The sequence below is a fragment of the Nitrospira sp. T9 genome, assembly GCF_052156535.1.
Taxonomy (GTDB): Bacteria; Nitrospirota; Nitrospiria; order Nitrospirales; family UBA8639; genus Nitrospira_E.
In genome coordinates, this window is record NZ_JBQKUP010000041.1 from 1 (window position 1) to 16,553 (window position 16,553).

Here is a 16,553-nt window from a genome sequence, read left to right on the forward strand (position 1 = left end):
GCTACTTCTACCCTCCGTCAGAAGCCGAACGGCTTCAACCTTGAACTCTTTGGTAAAACTCCTCCGTGATCCTCCCATCGACACCTCCTTCAGTACATTATCCATACTTAATGACGTGTCCACAAAACCGGGGGAAGATCAGTCTATTCCCATTTCATACATGTTTTTGAGGTGGAACTGATACGTGGTGCTCCCCGTACAATGGTCAATAGGGCCATATTCCATATGTTATGGGGCATCCTTAACTTTTCTGCAAAGCAACCGATAAGGATTTGCACGTGTCTATTGCAGGAGAATGAACGAAATTTAAGCAGATTTCTTTCAGAAATCATTCCGTTCAGGAGGATGAAGGACCAATCTTCCCCTTTACCTCATGATACAAACAGTCACCATTGCACCAGGAGGATCTCATGTGGGTTTGTCCAAATCGTAGCAACTTAATAGTCGTTGTCATACTGGGGGTCCTTATGGCTTCGGGATGTAGTAGCCACTCGGTCCGAACTGGGGCCAACTCGGAAGGGGATGGGATGGCTACAAGTGAAGATGGAAATGCATTCGATCCCAATAAAATTATGAATCAGGCCAACGGATCAGTTGGGGGAAGTGGAAGAAATGGTGGATTGGTCAATGGAGTCCAGGCTTCTCAGCATCCAAATGGTTCCGATTCTCAAGACAGAGTCAATGGAGCAGATCCAAATTCCAATCCAGAAACCATTCGGGGAACGGAAGGAACATTGAGCCAAGGTGGTTCAAACTATGGACACCAATACTCTGGCGTGGATGGATCTGGTCCTAATCATGGATCTGTGTCTGGATTTGAAAATGGCTTGGCGCCCAGTCAAAATCCTGATCCAGAAGCTTGGGCAAATGCCTATTTGGGAAACGGCAAGAATAGCCGGGATTTTTATGGTGATCCGTCAAAGTCCGCGGCTCTCAATGATAGCTCTCAAGGGGGAGTGAATCCTGCGACCTGGGGTGAAACATATAAGAAGGAACATGGCGGACCGTCTCCGGAGTATGTCGATCCTGACTCGAACATTGTCAATGGCCGTAGTCAGCCAGGGAGGGCTTCAGTGGGAATAGGGAGGGCCGATACGAATGGCTCGATAATTGAGTCGAATTTTAGTGGTTCCATGGGGATCCAACATGGGCAGGTCCAGGATATTTACTTTGCCTTCGACAGTTGGAATATTTCCAGCAGCGCCGCCAAGTATCTTGAAGAAGGAGCGCAATGGTTACAGGCGAATCCTGGAAAGGCCTTGACGATTGAGGGTCACTGCGACCAAAGGGGGACACAGGATTATAATCTGGTGCTTGGTCAAAAGCGGGCCGATGCGGCACGGGAGTATTTAGTGAATCTGGGTGTGCAACCGGACCGGATAAAAATTGTTTCCTACGGCAAAGAGCGACCGTTTTGTCAAAAGGACAGTGAAGATTGTTTCCAGGAGAATCGGCGCAATCACATGGTTGTTCGAGTCAATTAAAGATTTGACTTTCATAGGACCCTCAGCGGCCCATGAACAAGAGGATGCGAAACATTCGCATCCTCTTGTTTTTTGATCTGTACCCCCGGCATCAAACCAAATGAAAAAACGAATTAACTAGGGGATGCATGAGGTTATCCCCTACCGATGTTTCTGTCTGAAAATCTTGCACCGGTTTTTAAGGAGTGGTACAGTCTCGTCGCCAATCTTTGCGATGCCGGAGTGGCGGAATAGGCAGACGCAAGGGACTTAAAATCCCTCGGGCTTACCAGCTCGTACCGGTTCGACCCCGGTCTCCGGCACCAGGAAAAACAACCACTTACACACATTTCCCTTCATTCTCTCCTACGTGCTCCTCTGTAGGGTCTGCTACGTTGGTCACACTTTTAGTCACACCTTCGCTCTGAGTATTCCCTCCGGTCTCATCCATAACCAATGATCCTCGGTTGATGGCCGAGGCCATGTGATCTTGGACCAAGTGCAAATACCTCATTGTGGTGTTGATCGTGCGATGTCCGAGAATTTTACTGACCGTGACCAGGTCGACTCCGGCTAGAAGTCGGCGGGTGGCGCCAGTGTGCCGGAGCAAATGCCAATTACCGGCAAGTCCGGCTTTTCTCAGAATGCGCTTGAGATGGTCTCCGGCATGATAGGGGTTTTTCGATTTGAGCGAGTCGATAGGATCCGGAAAGACCCAGGCTGATTCAAGCGAATCGAGAGACCGCAAAATACTAAGGGCCTGTTCACTCAATGGAACGCGACGGGTTTTCCCTGATTTGGAAAGAGGGATAGTGAGATATTTTGATTCAAAATTTACGTCAGCCCATTTCAAGGAATACTGTTCAGAAGCTCGCAGACAGGTCTCAATTGCGAAATGAACCTCCTTCCAGGTCTGAGGCTCCATAAGCCCATGAATCTTCTGTAGGACTTCATCGGAGAAATAGGTATCCCTTTGTTCTTCAGCAAGGAATTTGATGCCCCTCATGGGATGGCGCAAGATTTTCCCATCATTCAATGCCAACGTAAGCACTCGCCGAAGTGCCGATAGATAGCGATTCACGGTAGCCGGTTTCCAATCACCTGAGGCCAACATTTTGGCTTGGTGATGCCGGATATCTTCACTGGTCAACTCTGTCAAGTATCTCTCTCCAAAGACTCCACTCCAATATTTTGTCCGTTGTTCCTCATGCTGCTTATCCCTATTGGTCGTGCCTTCCAAACAGCGATCAATCCAGGTTTTCAATGTCAACGGCCTGACTCGTTCAGGCTGATACCGGCTTTCTAATATTTCTGCCCGTAATCTGATCTGCAGGGCTTTTCCTTGGGCTTCGCTGGCTACGCGGATGAGTCGGTCTTTTCCTCGATGCTTGATCCGGACATAACATTTTCCAGAACCGGCCGGACGTTCAATGACACCTGGCGTTTTCTTTTTTTTCTTTTTCATGACGTCCTCCTTTGTGCGGCTTTGGTGGTTCCTGGTGGTCTACCTGGTTTCCCATGTCGCTTGGGCAATGATTGGCGCAGTCGGCGAACAGCGGAGGTATTCTGACAACGAGGAGAGCAATGCATTTTGTTTTTTCTATCCGCCAGAAAAAGCTTTTGACATTCCGGGCATCGTCTAATCCGAGGTGCAGCATGAACTAATAACAAGGTGGCATTGATAATAAAAAGGTCTTCTGGCCTCGTAAAAAGTGAGAGAGTGCCCAAAATATTATGGGTGGGGAACATAAGGACTTGGACACGGTATGGGGTTGGCAGAGTTACGTAAAGAAATTCTTTTCCAACTATCTGTGTAAGATATTCGACGACTGATTGTTGCAGATGTTTGACCTGTACAAGATTCGGTCGATTCATTGGTGACCGTCGTTGTGGGTCATCAAGAAAAATTTTCAAGAGATAGTCAACCACTGGTTCGCCAAGTACCTTCTTTTGTAATCGATTCCGTCCCTCCCAATCCTGTATAGAAAGTCCAAAATCTGGAATGTCCTCTTCTGGCCGACTGGTAGTAAGTCGAAAATCTCCTAAAACATTTAATTCATATCCTAGGTCGATCAATGCGCCTTCACTCAACGACGCAATGTCAGTTTGGGCAAAGGATAAAAGCCACTCAATAGCCTGCGGAACTGTCTGTCCAATTCTCTCATGGGCCTTATTCAGTTGCGCTCCATAAGCTATTTCCTCCACCGATATCTTTTCATTCTCCTGCTTTCTTGTCATGGGATTTTTCCTTTTATCAACTTTATTCGTGTCATGGTTTAAAAATAAAAACCATTGACGTAATATATCCATTGTTGCACATCAATAATACCAGTGACAACGATTATCAAAGATTGAGGAGGATGAGGAAATGATGGGAGAAAAAATCTTGAGAGTTGACGAATTCGCCAGACGCGTTGGCTACAAGACCAGCACGATTCGGAAAAAACTCTTCAACCGGGAAATTCGGTTCCACAAAGTAGGAAGGATCATTGCCATTCCTGAGAGCGAAGTGCAGCGGATTCTTGGGCGAGTATATGAACCGGTTTCTGCCTCTGATGGAGTCTCATCCAAGTGAAATACGCGGATCTGGACTTCCCGTGCTCCAGGGTATGGCGAGGAGTGCGTTCTCAGAAAGAGTGCCAGCCGTGGCATTCGGTTTATGAAATTGAAAACAGGAAGCGGATTGAGCGAATCGAGCGAATCATTGCGATGCTGATTCAAGACGTAAAGATTCTTAAAGGTAAAGGGTGATGCCTTCAATTAAACGTTGGTTCCACTTGTCACAAGAAATAAATAGGGATCCTGAGTTTCGGGAATATGTCAAAAAATTCGGATTGGGTGGGCTTCGGTTTTGGCTGGAGGCTCTAGCCACTCTCGATAGAACGGACAATTTTTGGGATCTTCATCGGGGGTTTGATCTGGGGTTGTTGGCCGCATCATGTCAAACAAAGGCAGGCATCATCCGGGGTTCATACGAACATCTAGTCAACATCAATTGGCTTAGAGTCGGCGTTGATCAAGACATGAAGTTGTTCATCTATGCCCCTAACTGGGCGAAATATAACAAGAAGCGGGAGGATAAAGGGAGCATGAAGGATTCCTTGCGGGAGGATGAAAAATTACATCCTATTCCTTCTCCTATTCCTTCTCCTAATCCTAAGAAAGAAGAGAAGAGTAGTGCCATTTTGGACAAGCCAAAACGGCCAACCCGGCAAAGTTTTGAGGAGTGGTGGCAGAAAGAAATACTCACAAGTCCCGCCTATTCTGGGGTCGACCTTCAGCGGGAATTGGAGAAGATGAAAGTGTGGTTGACGCTGCCAAAGGCAAAGGGCCGGAAATTAACAATGAAATTTGCCTTGGCCTGGTTGAACAAAATTGACCCGGGCGAGAGTGTGAATGGACACGGTTCCTCTACGGGATCCAAAGGTTGTTGGAAACGCATTCCGGACGGTGACAGCTTGAGGCCTTGTAAAGCGACCGTGGTTGGGCTCGTCAACGGGAATCCCTTTTGCGCTGAGCACACAATCCCAACGACCAGCGGAGTTTTGACATGAGCGGCCACGTTGATCTGTACGACGAAGCAGCGGAACGATCAGTCCTTTCTTCGGTAGTCTGCCACAACGACGCCTTAAGCATTGTGCGGCCCATTCTAACCCCTTCAGATTTTTATCTTGAGAAGCATCAGGTGATCTATGGGACATCCCTACGCCTGCAAGACCAGGGAATTGACCGGGACATCATTACCGTCGGCAATGCCTTGCGGCAAGCCAAACAATTAGAAAAAATCGGCGACTCGAGCTTTCTGGCCGAACTAGCGGGGGAATATATTTCCCTTTCAAACCTTGTCCGCCATTCAGAAATCATTAAAAACTTTTGGAAGCGGCGCATGGTCCGCAAGGCATTTTACGCCGGCTATCTCCAAGCCCAAGAACACCCTGATCCTGAAGCACTGGTGGCGGAATTTTATACCAACATGCTCAAAGGGTTAACGCCAGACCGTGGGCAATTTGTAGGGATGACTCAGGGCATTCATAAATTCCTGGATCTGATGGACAGGCGCCAGCGCGGTGAACTTCGAAATGGGTATTCAACTGGCTTGCATGCGCTTGATCTGCGTATTTCTGGATTGAAACCGGAAAATCTAATCATTCTGGCTGGCAGGCCTTCCATGGGGAAAACATCATTGGCGTGCCTCTTCGCTCTGGCAGGTTCTAAGGCGGGGGCGCAAGTAGCCTTTCTCAGTTTGGAAATGAGCGTAGAAGAACAGATTCAACGCTTTATTTCCCTCTCTCATGACAATTTGACTATGAAAGTCCTGAGTCATGCGAATTTAACCAAACTCGGATGGAAGGAGCTAACCCTTGTTGCTGAAGGTTTAGAACATCTTCCAATCAAAATTTGTGATACCTCGAGTCTGACTATTGAAAAAATAAAGTCTATGGCTCGTTTACTGAAAATGAAAAATGGTGTGGATGTGCTTATTTTGGATTATTTGCAACTGCTTTCCCTTGATGAACGAGGAACCAATCGCAACGAAGCTTTAGGGAAAGTTTCTCGGGAATTGAAAATCTTGGCCAAAGAACTTGGAATTTGTGTTGTAGCTCTCAGTCAATTGAATCGGAAATGTGAAGAGCGAGATGACAAGCGGCCACGCCTAAGCGATTTGCGGGATTCCGGCTCGCTTGAACAGGATGCGGATTTGGTGCTCATGGTCTATAGGGATGAAGTTTACAACCCGGAATCGGCTTATAAAGGCAAAGGCGAGATACTTATCCGGAAACATCGGAATGGGCCAACCGGTGAGCTTATTGTTGAATGGATCGGGTCGAATTCCGCCTTTAAAGATCAAATTGGAATTCCAGCATGATTGAAGTCTTTGGTGACTGATGAAACCCTACTCAAAAACACAGGAAGGGAAACACATGTCCAATGATTTGAGAAAAGCTATCAACGACGCACGCCGGGCGGCAAAGGGCATTCCATCCAAAACACTGCTTGGCAAGGCGGTTTATCGGTCCATTGATTCTTGTGAAGCGGCCTATCGTTGCAATGACAAAGAGGCCGTCAATCGTGAACTCGCCAGTATTCAACAACTCCTCAATCAATCCTGAAAGGAGATCGGCCAATGGACGTACAAATAGCAACACGACGATGGCAACAGCACAGGCAGCGTGAGGCGGGTTGTGACTGGTGCGGTGTGATGGAGGAGGGCGCGGAAAACGGGGTTGGGCATAATTGGACGGTGTGTTTCAGCTCGGGCGAGGAATGCCAGTCGGTTTTCTGTCCAGCTTGTGCATCGCAATATCAAGGCGTGAAGAGCGCATTTGATACCGTCTCCAAATTATTGAGCTGAAAAAAGGAGCAATGACCAATGGATGAAAAACATAATGAACCAGGGTTCGAAGAAGCCCGGGCACATTTCACCAGCTTGGATGAGAAGCAAACAGCCAAAGAAATTTTGGAATGGCTTAGTGTGAAGTGTAATCAATGGACACTCGCCGGTGTGAAGCCGAATGCGATCACGAGCGCACTGAAAGCCTTGCTGCTAAGTCGCTCCACCACGTCCACGGATGAGCGTTTGGCGTTAGGTGGAGATCTGGTCAATATGGGCGCCTACATGCTGGCGTATCCCGAAGGCCAACCTCAGGACCATGAACCGATGAATCCCCATGTGCTGATCCAACTCCTTCAACACACCTTGCACGAATATAGCTTGCAGGGGTTCAACCCGGAACCGTTTAGGAACATTCTCGAAGGCGTGGCCAAGGAATTGAAAAATCCACGGATCGAACCAGATCTGAATTAAAATTTAAACAAGACATTTGACTTTTTTAATTGTCATGGAAAAATCGATGAGATATAATCTTGATAATTCTGGACTACACCACGGTGATGTCCAGGAGAGGCTTCACGAGCGATTGTGGAGCTACCCACCATACATGGTTTCCAGCGGGATGTTGGAGACTCCTCGACAGCGGGACGCTGGCCGAGAAAAAACCTCATTCAGTACATTTTTTGTCAACAACATTTTTGTTCGCCTATGTGCGATCAATGGAGACCATTATGGATGAATTAAAAAAACTCATCGATGAAATTCTTGCAACACTACGGGCCTTTCAGGGTCGGTCAGATAAAAATGACGCTACAGTCAAACAGCTCCAAAACAAATACGACGAGTTGGTCAAGCAGATGGTTAGCCTCGAAATTGGCGGAGGCAGCGGTCTTTCTCAGGCCAATGGCCAAACGCGGGCTTATGAAGGATTCAACGCCCTCCTTAAAGACCTGAAAGGCGATCGAGCCCCACAACTCAATGCTCATGAATATGCGGAGTATCGAAATGCGGTCCGGGATTATTTGCAGTATGGGCAAAGTGCCCTGGACAAGAGCAGCATTCGAGACAGCCTGAGTGTGGGGTCAGATCCGCATGGAGGGTATTGGGTGGTGCCCGAACGCGACATGATGCCCAAGGAAAAGCTCTTTATGGAAAACCCGATGAGGGCCTTAGCCGCAGTGCAGAACGTCTTAATGGGCGATGCCTACCAAGGGCTTCGTGATGACGATGAGTTCCTGTCCGGTTGGGGCCATGAAGCGGTGGAGCGGGCGGAGACGGCGGTCGGCACCCTCATCGAATATTCGAATTATCTGCGAGAGGTGTTTGCCCTGGTGCCGCTGACCAACAAATTGATCGACATGGGTGCCATTGACGTGCTGGCCTATGTGGAAGATCGAATTTTCAAACGGTTCCGAAGGGCAGAAAATACTGCGTTCGTGATTGGTGGTGGCATTCTCGAACCCCGGGGGTTTATGGATTATCGGACCACGGCCACAACTCAGAATGATACTGACCGATCTACTGACAAACTCCAATATGTACCAACCGGCCAGGCTGGGGGATTCCCAACCAACTCCGGCATCGGCGGGGATGATCCTGGCGCATTGATTGATTTACGGCAGAGCCTCAATTCGGCCTTGCGATCGGGCGCAACGTGGGTCATGAACTCCACCAGTGAAGGCCGATTGGCGAAACTGAAGGATGCAGAAGGCCGATGGTTGTTCACACAATCCCTCGTTCCTGGCATTCCCAATCAACTGTTAGGGCATCCGATTGCCATTCTTGAAGCCATGCCGGATTTTGGAGCGGACTCCTACCCGGTGGCGTTCGGCAATTTCATGGATGGCTATCAAATTGTCGATAAGCCGGGGATCCGAGTCCTGCGTGATCCGTACACCAAAAAAGGCACCACGAAGATTTTTGCCTATAAATATGTCGGGGGCGATGTGGTGAACTTCTCGGCTCTCAAACTATTGAAGGCAAGTGCAAGCTAGGAAGATGAATTGCCAGGCCTGTCATGCTGGGTTTTCAAGCTATTGTCTCTCGTCCAGCAATAGCGGGATTCCTTCCCCGGTGTGGCAGGCTGGGAGCAGGTGGAGGACTTCGGTCCTCTGCCTGTCTTCAGATCAAGGCATGGTTACTTATTATGTCTGAAATAAATAGAAGCACCCTGGTCCAGCCTCAGAACAATTTTCTCTATTCACATATGAATATTTTTAAAGTGTTGTTTTTGCGGTTTTTGAGGGAAATTTTCAGGGACCGGCGTGGGCCTTCACGTGTGCTTTGTGGCAAGGATTTTTGTTTGGGACCAAAAAAACTTTTGCGAAGGAAATAATTTATGGGCGTACGCGGACGAGGGGCAAATAGAGGGTTAACCGCGATTCCTCCCGATGCTGGATCCGCTCCGAAAGGCGATGTCCTTTCCTTTCCGAGAGCCAAACCGCCAGACGAATTGACGCCGGAACAGAAAGTCATTTGGCATTCAATCGTCAATAAGCTGCCGGCAGATCATTTCCCAGCGGAAACCCATTTGATTTTGGCGGAATACTGTAGGCATGCCGTGACTGCCAGGCGCATTGCCCATTTGAAAAATCAAATTGAGAATGCCCCCACCTTGGACATGGAAGAGTATGCCCTACTCTGTAAGATGGCGGAAGCGGAAAGCCGGACCTTGGCCTCACTCGGTACGAAAATGCGGATGACACAACAATCGATTTATTCAGCACGAAAAGGGCGTGGATCTGAACCTCTCGGTCCCAAGCCCTGGGAGGAAACTGAAAATGATTGACACCTCCATTCCGACCATGACTTGTCGGTATTGTGGCGGATCATTGAAACCAGGCTTGACCGAGGAGGGACTTTTGCCTTTGTGTGGGCCTTCTCTCAGGATCGGCTTTATCTGTGCCTCCTGTGGCCAAATGAAGTCGCCGTTTCCACCTGCACCATTCCCTTACAAGGACAACTGAGATGTTTATCACGGCAGCGCAACGGGCACAGACGGAAAGCAGGCTCATTCGAGAGGAAGTGGCGCAATGGAGCCTGGATGAGCGTCGGCAATTCTTGTATGCGGCGATTTGCCGACAGATCGAGCAATCTGAAGCGCTGGGATTTACCAGCGAGGACATGACCGCGATGACCGGGTTGATCTATTACGATCGAAAGCATCGTTTGTCTGATGTACCCTTTCCCACCAGCAAAGATGAGCTTGCCGCCATTTTTAAGGAACTTGACCAGGAGGATCCAGACACCCAACTTCTCATGAATTGGTTGGGTAAGAATCTGCCCAGGTTTTCTCGGCTTGGACTGCACAATCCCTCCACGGCCGCCACACTCAAAGATCTGATGTTGGCTACCGGCCTCGGCCTGCAAGACCGCAACCCGGGCATTCTTCGCTCAGTCGCCAAGCTGGCCTTAGAGGAATACCTCTCGCGCAACTATGACCGGGACAAGCTCAAGGACTTGCTCCAGGCCATTCTCGACCAATTGAACGATGAGTGAGACCCTGTTTGATTGGAATCAGTGGATCGGCTTGCCATTTCGGACAAGGGGCAGGGGTCCAGATCGATATGATTGCTATGGGCTTGTGCGGGCGGTGTTGTTGGATGCCAAGGGCATACCCTTACCGGCTTTCCTGGATGATGAGACACCCATTGACTCGGAAGCCCACGACCACCTTGAGCGCTGGGTGCTGGTGGATGTGCCCCATCCCATACAGTTCGATATCCTCCATTTCCAGATGCCTAGCCGATTGCCGCATTTAGGGCTGGCCGTGGACAACGTGGGCCTTTTCCTCCACGCGACAATGGGGAGCGCTTCACATGTCGAACGCCTCTGCATTTCCTCTTGGCGGTGTCGATTGCGCGGGATCTATCGATATGGTGGGATGGCTCAAGAGTGACGATGTGCGGCTCCTGCGGCAATTTAGAGGCGCCGTTTCCGCTTAAACTGCATTTTCACAGAAGAAATAGGATGCATCACCCGTGAAAGACTTTTAAGGAAAACAAGGAAGAGCCAATAAGAAAAACTAAGCTGAGTATATAGGGAAGCAAGGGAAGAAAATAAATAAAATCTTCAATTTTCGAAAATAATTCTGTCTTTTTGTCTAATGTTTTAATGGATACCTTTTTAGTTCCATGCCCTCCCTGTCCCGGAACTTCAATACCCAAGTGAGTCTCTCTTATGAAGGGAAAGTATCGCTCCAAGACTCGATAATTAATTTGTTTCTTGGTAGCTACATCATCCTTTTCATATTCCGAATTTAAGAAAACCATAAAATCTTTTAAATGGACATAAGGTATTTCCTGAATTTGCTCTTCTATCGTTTCAGAACGTGAATTTTTGAGACTTTGCCTTAATAGTAAATCTACTTTCACAGCATGTGGGTGCCTTTCATCAAGAGGGAGAAATGCTACAAGAACCCCAAATTTTTTAAGTAATTCCCTAACCCGAAACGGCGGGTATTTCAAATAGCACTCTCGATAGATAAAAAGGGAACAGGCATAGAGGGCCATTCCCCAAATTATAAGTTTAATAACAGAAATATTTTTTAATTGTAATTCGCCCAACCAGAAGAAGGTAACTTTTGTAGAATCCAAATTTACTTCGCCACAAATATAAATAAAAAAAATGGCACCTACAATTAAGGTAAACCGGCGTAGCCTAACTTCTTCAGGGTTATCTGAATCGTCCATCACTAGATAGCTTTTTATTTTTTCTTTTTCTTCTCCAGGGACAGGGTAAGGCCTTTGGCCTCTAATTCCTGGACATGCTCTTCAAGTAGCTGGAGGAGATAGTCTTTCATGGTCATGTGGTGCAGGGTCGAAGCCACTTTCAATTTCTCGGCCAATTCAACCCGGATTCCTCGAAGTAAATAATCTTTGGTGTCGTCTGACATGGGGGAGGACCTTACCCGATTGCTGATACATTTGACAACAGGTAGCAGCAGAGTATATAAAGATATCACAGATGTTATATATCATCTTAATCGAAAGGGGGTGAGTGCATGGAACGTATGGCGAGAAGGCTTGTGTCGTTACCCGAATCTCTGTGTAAAAAACTGGACGGCCTAAAAGCCCAAGGCTTCACGGTGAGCGGGTTTATCCGGGCATTGTTAGAGCGGGAATTTGCTCAACCCAAAAAGAAAGGCGGGTGAGGCATTGGCGCAGTTGATTCAAACATAACCATTTTCTTTATCACCAGGAGGGCTGCCATGAAAAAGTTACGAAATGAAGTTACCTATTCCGTCGGCTGTTCGTGTGCAAAATGTCGAAAGGCGAGTGGGCGGGATTTTGAGATTATTGGAGGGCAGCTCCATTATTCATTAAAGGCCGCCAAGGAGGATTTGAAAACCTATCGGACGGACTCGCATTCCCCCACCTTTTTAGTCAGGGAAACTCTTGAACCCGTGCACCAAATTCCAAAAAAGAAAGCCAAGACGCGAAAGGTGGCGTAACGATGGCCAGCCTCCAATAAGTGAAGTAGGAAAAATTTTCCTACCGAGTGTTCCATAATAAAGGGCTAGCTCTGCAGGGGGTTGGCCCTTTATGTTTCTCGCCTCCACCTGACCGGTTGATCGGCTCAACACGAGATCGTGCCTTCTCGGGCAATTGTGTGAGAATTCTATTCCGTCCATCCGGTCCTGAAAATGCTTCCTAGGGATTTGCCCTAGTCACACTTTTAGTCACACTTTGTCACACCAATTAATCACAATTTGATGGAATGGGATTGAGTGGGATTTGTTGAGATTCGCCTTATTTTTCATGGAATTGAGTCTTGAACAATCCCGCTTAATCACACTCATTATAGGGACTTAAAATCCCTCGGGCTTACCAGCTCGTACCGGTTCGACCCCGGTCTCCGGCACCAATTGAATCAACAGCTTGCAGCGAGTATTTCTCCTGAAGTGGGAAGAGTTTGAGGAGGGGCTTTTGAGGCTAGTGTAACTGAGTTTTCTAGGTTGCGGCATCACTTTTGGCTGTTTGATCCAATCGTCCGGTTTGGCGTGATCAAATATGCCCGCTCCTTCCATGAATTATCTTTTTTCCAAAAAAGACTCTCCACTCTCTCTTATTTCTTACCGATAAACCTCTTATGCAGGACTTCGATAGCTCCAACCATCCAACCACGAGAGTCTTGACTCTTTCCGGACATCTGGATGCCCTTTAATCCCTGAGGCTTGAAGAATTTATTGAGGAGGCCCAGCAGGGAATGTGTCGCCACGTCATCCTCAATCTTTCCAAAGTGGCCACCATGGACCTTGTCGGAGTTGGCAACCTTTTTACGTGGTACCACGCTTTGCATATCAATCAAGTGCGTCTCAGTATCGTGGCACCGTCCCCCATGGTCCGCAATACGATGGAATCTCTCCATTTGATGGAACTCATTTCTATCTATTTGTCCATTCCTGAAGCGATCCGTCATCATCCTGCCCCCAATTCCGTTTCCTCCTAACTACCCCCTGGGCATGGGTATGACGGTGTGATCTTTAATCCACTTATCCAGAACGCTTAGCTCGAACTTCAGTAAATGCCACATTTTAGTGGGAATCTGTCGCCTTACGGTCATTTTATACAGGGTACTTACCGCCAGGTCCGCTCCCCAAATCTGCATTACACATGAGAGGAGGAATTCTGCTGAGAGTGAATTAAGTTGAAATCTGAACGTCTTGAGATGCCATTTCTCATCATCAAGAAACAAAGGCGCGTGATTCTCGCCTCGAAGAATACGGACCCCGGAAACACCCGCGGTCCTTAGAATGGGGAAGGATGATTGCTTATCCAGTGCAGTGAGTGTGATGGGGATCAATCCGAGGAAGGATTGTGACCCATGTACCTAGCTATCGAATCCCTACCCCAACATGTATCGTCTAAACAGTTGTATTTTCTTTGGACTTTCCTCCTGTACTTGATCTTCATCCACATCCCAGTACGTGACCGGGTATACTCCAACCTGCCCAGGAAGATGGAGGTGTAGACGAACCAAATTGGACGGGGAGGAATAGTTTAATCACCTGCGGGTATATTCCCCGCCGCTTGCGGCGTAAACTACTCGGGTGAGCGAGTACATTCACAAGAGCCATAATGTTACGGTGTTGTTGTATTACTTGCTTTTTCCTGCCAAATATCGCCGTGCGATCTTTGATTCAGCCGTCGACAACGTGTTGCAGGAGGTTTGTCTAGAAATCGAACCGCGGTAGCAGGTGAAATTTCTGGAGATTGGGACAGATAGAAACCATGTCCATTTTCTGGTCCAATCCGTTCCCGGGTATAGAGTGACGAAGGTGACCGCCAGAGAGATCTTTCGGCGCACCGCTCAGGTCAAAGAGCAATTATGGGGTGGTGAGGTATGGACGGATGGGTATTACGCAAGCACCGTGGGTCAACATGGCATTGAAAATATGATAGGGAAATATGTCAAACAACAAGGGGAGGCATATCAAAAGTTGTACGCAAATCACCAGTTAGCCCTCTTCTAATACCCCGTCCGCTTGCGGCGGGAATTATTTATTATCGCTCTAGTAAATTCCAATTCCAATGTCATCAATCTGATAGATACCCAAGCTACCGTGACTGGCTTGAATTTTCACTTCGGTAATATGACCCGTCCAATCCGATAAATCCCAATTACCAGTGGGAAGTTCATCCCAGCAGTACCAAATCCCTGGAGAAGTCGTCCCACCAGGTCCATTAGATTCCCAAGGGCTCTCAATTTCTTGCATTGGTTTGTAACACAACTGTATGGCCTGGTCGCTTTCAACTCTGATCCGGTTGAGTTGAAAAAGTTTCTTGTCATTGATTCCGCCATCCGTCACAAAGATGTGCGTCGGCCTATGACCCTCATGGGGGTGGAGGGTTCGGGGTTCTTCCCGTGGATCAATTTCTTGGCAGGTACCATCATCCTGGATAATGCCCCACTCACTAAAGCTTCCTGGACAAGTCGTAATATGTGGATTTTCGTAGCCTAAATGAAAATGGCTCATGCTCAGGGGTGTCCAGATGGGACGGACTTCGACATACATGAGCCCATTACAGGCTTGGTGCCACCAGGGGGTAAAGGCAAAGGTATCTTCGGCATATGGATGGGTACTGAACCCCAAGAGATCTAAGGCATCGTAATCTGAGAAATCGACTAGACATTCTTCTGCCAAGCTCGTATTAGTCGGTATTCGCAAGGTGTCCAAAGGCGAAACCGACGTGTCACTCCGCGTCCGTGAGATATTGGCCGTTGGAAATGTGGAGGGCTTCGTCAAGGTAGGCAAAGAGGGCCCTCGATACCCAAATGCTTTTATGACATTTTTGCCTTTAGGTTGTGCTACTAAAACCATCCGATCAGCTTTTTGGGAGACGTTAAACGTGGTTTGACCCCAACCGGCCATGGGTAACATTAAAGCGATACCCCATGTTCCAACTCGAAGCATGACCTTAGCAAAACCTTTCTTGAGTATTTTCCCCCTCATTCTCATCTTCTTTCTCCAATGTTCTCAGTTATCACCGTAGGCTTGGTCCCATCGAGGTATTCCATATTTCCCTGATGGATTTCTAATTCATTAGTGCCAAAAAGCAATTCATATGCCATTGGAGCTTAGTGTCCATTAACCTGGAAATTTATGAAGATTTAAGTGTGAGACGGGTAGGGAGAGTTCATCCCAGGAATGTCCCCAGACGTTTAAGGAAGGTATGACTGTATCCAAACCGATACGATGTATATCTGATCGAGTCAAATTCTCGGATGTTTTAAGATGATCACCATAAAAAAGCCATATTTTAAAAAAGGTAATTAGGGCGTTTCGTAACCAAAGTGTGCGAGAAAGGGCGCATAGCTACAGGACGAAATACGGTTTTTAGTTGTGCGGCCAACTTTTTGCGTAGTCGCAAGTGTATTGTTTGCGAATTGTTCAAAATCCTGCATATGAGTCTGGGCTATGTGAAATGCCAAATCTGTGGCAAGAGCAACAGTCTCAGTCGCCTCCGTCGGGAGGTCACGATCTTGCAGGGCTTTTATCAATTCCAACCGGCTTACCGTCTAAGTCGGGATCTGGAGGTCGACGTTAAATTGGTCACCAGTGTGTACAAACGTCTGCGAGAAGCCCTATACCATCTGGCCGAATTGGAAGGGGGAAACTCAAGGGAGCGATCGAGCTGGATGAGGCCTACGTTGGCGGTCGGCGGAAAGGCAAACGGGGCCGAGCCGCGGTGGGCAAACGTGTCGTCTTTGGGCTCTTGGAGCGGGACCACCACGTCTACACCAAAGTCGTGGAATCGGGCAGTGCGGAAGAACTCATGCGGCATATCCAAGCCAAAAACCGGAAAGGCTCAATCTACTACACCGATGCCTTTCGGGGCTATCAGTCCTTGAAACCCTATGGCAAACATCATACGATCAATCATTCAAAAATCTTTGTGAGCCGTCGACGGGTGAAGAACCACATTAATGGGATTGAGGGATTCTGGAGTAAGGCCAAACATATTTTGTCTCACTATCAGGGCGTAGCCAAATTCCATTTTCCGATGTATCTGAAAAAATCGAATGCCGATTTCATCACCGAACGGAGAATTTGGTGTCTTCGGCCTATCGTTCTCTTTGGTCTGCTTGCGGCCGATTTTCTTTATCACAAAATCGGTTTGAATTTTGACCTATTGTTGCTTACCCACCCTCGTGTTCGAGGTGAGAGTTGTCGATGGCTTGAGTTTGGCTCTGGTTGTCCCCCGTACTAAATTCCTAGGCCCTCCCATATCCACGACTGGAAATAGCCCGTATCC

General features: G+C 47.8%; 20 protein-coding genes, 1 tRNA gene and 1 pseudogene. 17 read left to right on the top strand and 5 right to left on the bottom strand.

What is annotated here, in order from left to right; translation table 11 throughout:
• The first annotated feature begins 527 nt into the window (after positions 1 to 527).
• Entirely contained in the window at positions 528 to 1,484 is a 957-nt protein-coding gene (gene pal / locus ACTRXD_RS16895) for a peptidoglycan-associated lipoprotein Pal (RefSeq protein WP_442432957.1), read from the top strand.
• Positions 1,485 to 1,700: 216 nt separating this feature from the next.
• Positions 1,701 to 1,789: transfer RNA gene (locus tag ACTRXD_RS16900), tRNA-Leu, on the top strand.
• Positions 1,790 to 1,803: 14 nt separating this feature from the next.
• On the opposite strand, the gene ACTRXD_RS16905 is transcribed toward ACTRXD_RS16900, so the two are convergent.
• Together ACTRXD_RS16905 and ACTRXD_RS16910 are read right to left on the bottom strand one after the other, a co-directional pair.
• Positions 1,804 to 2,928 carry a tyrosine-type recombinase/integrase gene (locus ACTRXD_RS16905; RefSeq protein WP_442432958.1) on the bottom strand — a complete coding sequence of 375 codons (1,125 nt, stop codon included), beginning with the start codon at positions 2,926 to 2,928 and terminating at the stop codon, positions 1,804 to 1,806.
• Entirely contained in the window at positions 2,925 to 3,701 is a 777-nt protein-coding gene (locus ACTRXD_RS16910) for a hypothetical protein (RefSeq protein ID WP_442432959.1), read from the bottom strand. Before ACTRXD_RS16910 ends, ACTRXD_RS16905 begins: the two co-directional genes overlap by 4 nt.
• A gap of 130 nt (positions 3,702 to 3,831) precedes the next feature.
• Between ACTRXD_RS16910 and ACTRXD_RS16915 the strand changes: the two genes are divergently transcribed.
• From ACTRXD_RS16915 to ACTRXD_RS16960, 10 genes are all read left to right on the top strand, one after another.
• Positions 3,832 to 4,038 carry an excisionase family DNA-binding protein gene (locus tag ACTRXD_RS16915; protein WP_442432960.1) on the top strand — a complete coding sequence of 69 codons (207 nt, stop codon included), beginning with the start codon at positions 3,832 to 3,834 and terminating at the stop codon, positions 4,036 to 4,038.
• 175 nt (positions 4,039 to 4,213) lie between these two features.
• Positions 4,214 to 5,017 (top strand): hypothetical protein, encoded by an 804-nt coding sequence (locus ACTRXD_RS16920; RefSeq protein WP_442432961.1) that lies wholly within the window; start codon positions 4,214 to 4,216, stop codon positions 5,015 to 5,017.
• A complete protein-coding gene (locus ACTRXD_RS16925) occupies positions 5,014 to 6,330 on the top strand; it encodes a replicative DNA helicase (RefSeq protein WP_442432962.1) in 1,317 nt (438 codons plus the stop codon). The genes ACTRXD_RS16920 and ACTRXD_RS16925 overlap by 4 nt, the downstream gene beginning before the upstream one ends.
• 55 nt (positions 6,331 to 6,385) lie before the next feature.
• A complete protein-coding gene (locus ACTRXD_RS16930; protein WP_442432963.1) occupies positions 6,386 to 6,574 on the top strand; it encodes a hypothetical protein in 189 nt (62 codons plus the stop codon).
• A 14-nt stretch (positions 6,575 to 6,588) separates the two neighbouring features.
• Positions 6,589 to 6,816 carry a hypothetical protein gene (locus ACTRXD_RS16935; RefSeq protein WP_442432964.1) on the top strand — a complete coding sequence of 76 codons (228 nt, stop codon included), beginning with the start codon at positions 6,589 to 6,591 and terminating at the stop codon, positions 6,814 to 6,816.
• Between the two features lie 18 nt (positions 6,817 to 6,834).
• Positions 6,835 to 7,269 (top strand): hypothetical protein, encoded by a 435-nt coding sequence (locus tag ACTRXD_RS16940; RefSeq protein ID WP_442432965.1) that lies wholly within the window; start codon positions 6,835 to 6,837, stop codon positions 7,267 to 7,269.
• A 257-nt stretch (positions 7,270 to 7,526) separates the two neighbouring features.
• The gene (locus ACTRXD_RS16945; RefSeq protein WP_442432966.1) at positions 7,527 to 8,789 is read left to right on the top strand and encodes a phage major capsid protein; all 1,263 of its coding nucleotides are present in this window, start codon (positions 7,527 to 7,529) and stop codon (positions 8,787 to 8,789) included.
• A 344-nt stretch (positions 8,790 to 9,133) separates the two neighbouring features.
• Positions 9,134 to 9,583: a hypothetical protein gene (locus ACTRXD_RS16950; protein ID WP_442432967.1), complete on the top strand. Its 450-nt coding sequence runs from the start codon at positions 9,134 to 9,136 to the stop codon at positions 9,581 to 9,583.
• A gap of 179 nt (positions 9,584 to 9,762) precedes the next feature.
• Positions 9,763 to 10,293 carry a hypothetical protein gene (locus ACTRXD_RS16955; protein ID WP_442432968.1) on the top strand — a complete coding sequence of 177 codons (531 nt, stop codon included), beginning with the start codon at positions 9,763 to 9,765 and terminating at the stop codon, positions 10,291 to 10,293.
• Positions 10,286 to 10,693, top strand: a complete 408-nt coding sequence (locus ACTRXD_RS16960; RefSeq protein ID WP_442432969.1) for an NlpC/P60 family protein — start codon at positions 10,286 to 10,288, stop codon at positions 10,691 to 10,693. Before ACTRXD_RS16955 ends, ACTRXD_RS16960 begins: the two co-directional genes overlap by 8 nt.
• A gap of 76 nt (positions 10,694 to 10,769) precedes the next feature.
• Here the strand turns inward: ACTRXD_RS16960 and ACTRXD_RS16965 are convergent, their stop codons facing one another.
• Together ACTRXD_RS16965 and ACTRXD_RS16970 are read right to left on the bottom strand one after the other, a co-directional pair.
• Positions 10,770 to 11,486 (bottom strand): hypothetical protein, encoded by a 717-nt coding sequence (locus ACTRXD_RS16965; RefSeq protein WP_442432970.1) that lies wholly within the window; start codon positions 11,484 to 11,486, stop codon positions 10,770 to 10,772.
• A gap of 14 nt (positions 11,487 to 11,500) precedes the next feature.
• A complete protein-coding gene (locus tag ACTRXD_RS16970; protein ID WP_442432971.1) occupies positions 11,501 to 11,689 on the bottom strand; it encodes a hypothetical protein in 189 nt (62 codons plus the stop codon).
• Positions 11,690 to 11,797: 108 nt separating this feature from the next.
• Here ACTRXD_RS16970 and ACTRXD_RS16975 point away from each other — a divergent pair, with 108 nt between their 5' ends.
• The 4 genes and pseudogenes from ACTRXD_RS16975 to tnpA all read left to right on the top strand — a co-directional run bounded on the left by ACTRXD_RS16975 (position 11,798) and on the right by tnpA (position 14,269).
• A complete protein-coding gene (locus ACTRXD_RS16975; RefSeq protein WP_442432972.1) occupies positions 11,798 to 11,947 on the top strand; it encodes a hypothetical protein in 150 nt (49 codons plus the stop codon).
• 57 nt (positions 11,948 to 12,004) lie between these two features.
• A complete protein-coding gene (locus ACTRXD_RS16980) occupies positions 12,005 to 12,247 on the top strand; it encodes a hypothetical protein (RefSeq protein WP_442432973.1) in 243 nt (80 codons plus the stop codon).
• A 755-nt stretch (positions 12,248 to 13,002) separates the two neighbouring features.
• Positions 13,003 to 13,245 carry an STAS domain-containing protein gene (locus ACTRXD_RS16985; RefSeq protein WP_442432974.1) on the top strand — a complete coding sequence of 81 codons (243 nt, stop codon included), beginning with the start codon at positions 13,003 to 13,005 and terminating at the stop codon, positions 13,243 to 13,245.
• Between the two features lie 601 nt (positions 13,246 to 13,846).
• A pseudogene (gene tnpA, locus ACTRXD_RS16990) lies at positions 13,847 to 14,269 on the top strand (IS200/IS605 family transposase).
• Positions 14,270 to 14,308: 39 nt separating this feature from the next.
• Here tnpA and ACTRXD_RS16995 read toward each other — a convergent pair.
• A complete protein-coding gene (locus tag ACTRXD_RS16995; RefSeq protein ID WP_442432975.1) occupies positions 14,309 to 15,250 on the bottom strand; it encodes a hypothetical protein in 942 nt (313 codons plus the stop codon).
• Positions 15,251 to 15,899: 649 nt separating this feature from the next.
• On the opposite strand from ACTRXD_RS16995, the gene ACTRXD_RS17000 reads away from it, so the two are divergent.
• A complete protein-coding gene (locus tag ACTRXD_RS17000) occupies positions 15,900 to 16,508 on the top strand; it encodes an IS1595 family transposase (RefSeq protein ID WP_442433431.1) in 609 nt (202 codons plus the stop codon).
• Positions 16,509 to 16,553 lie beyond the last annotated feature (45 nt).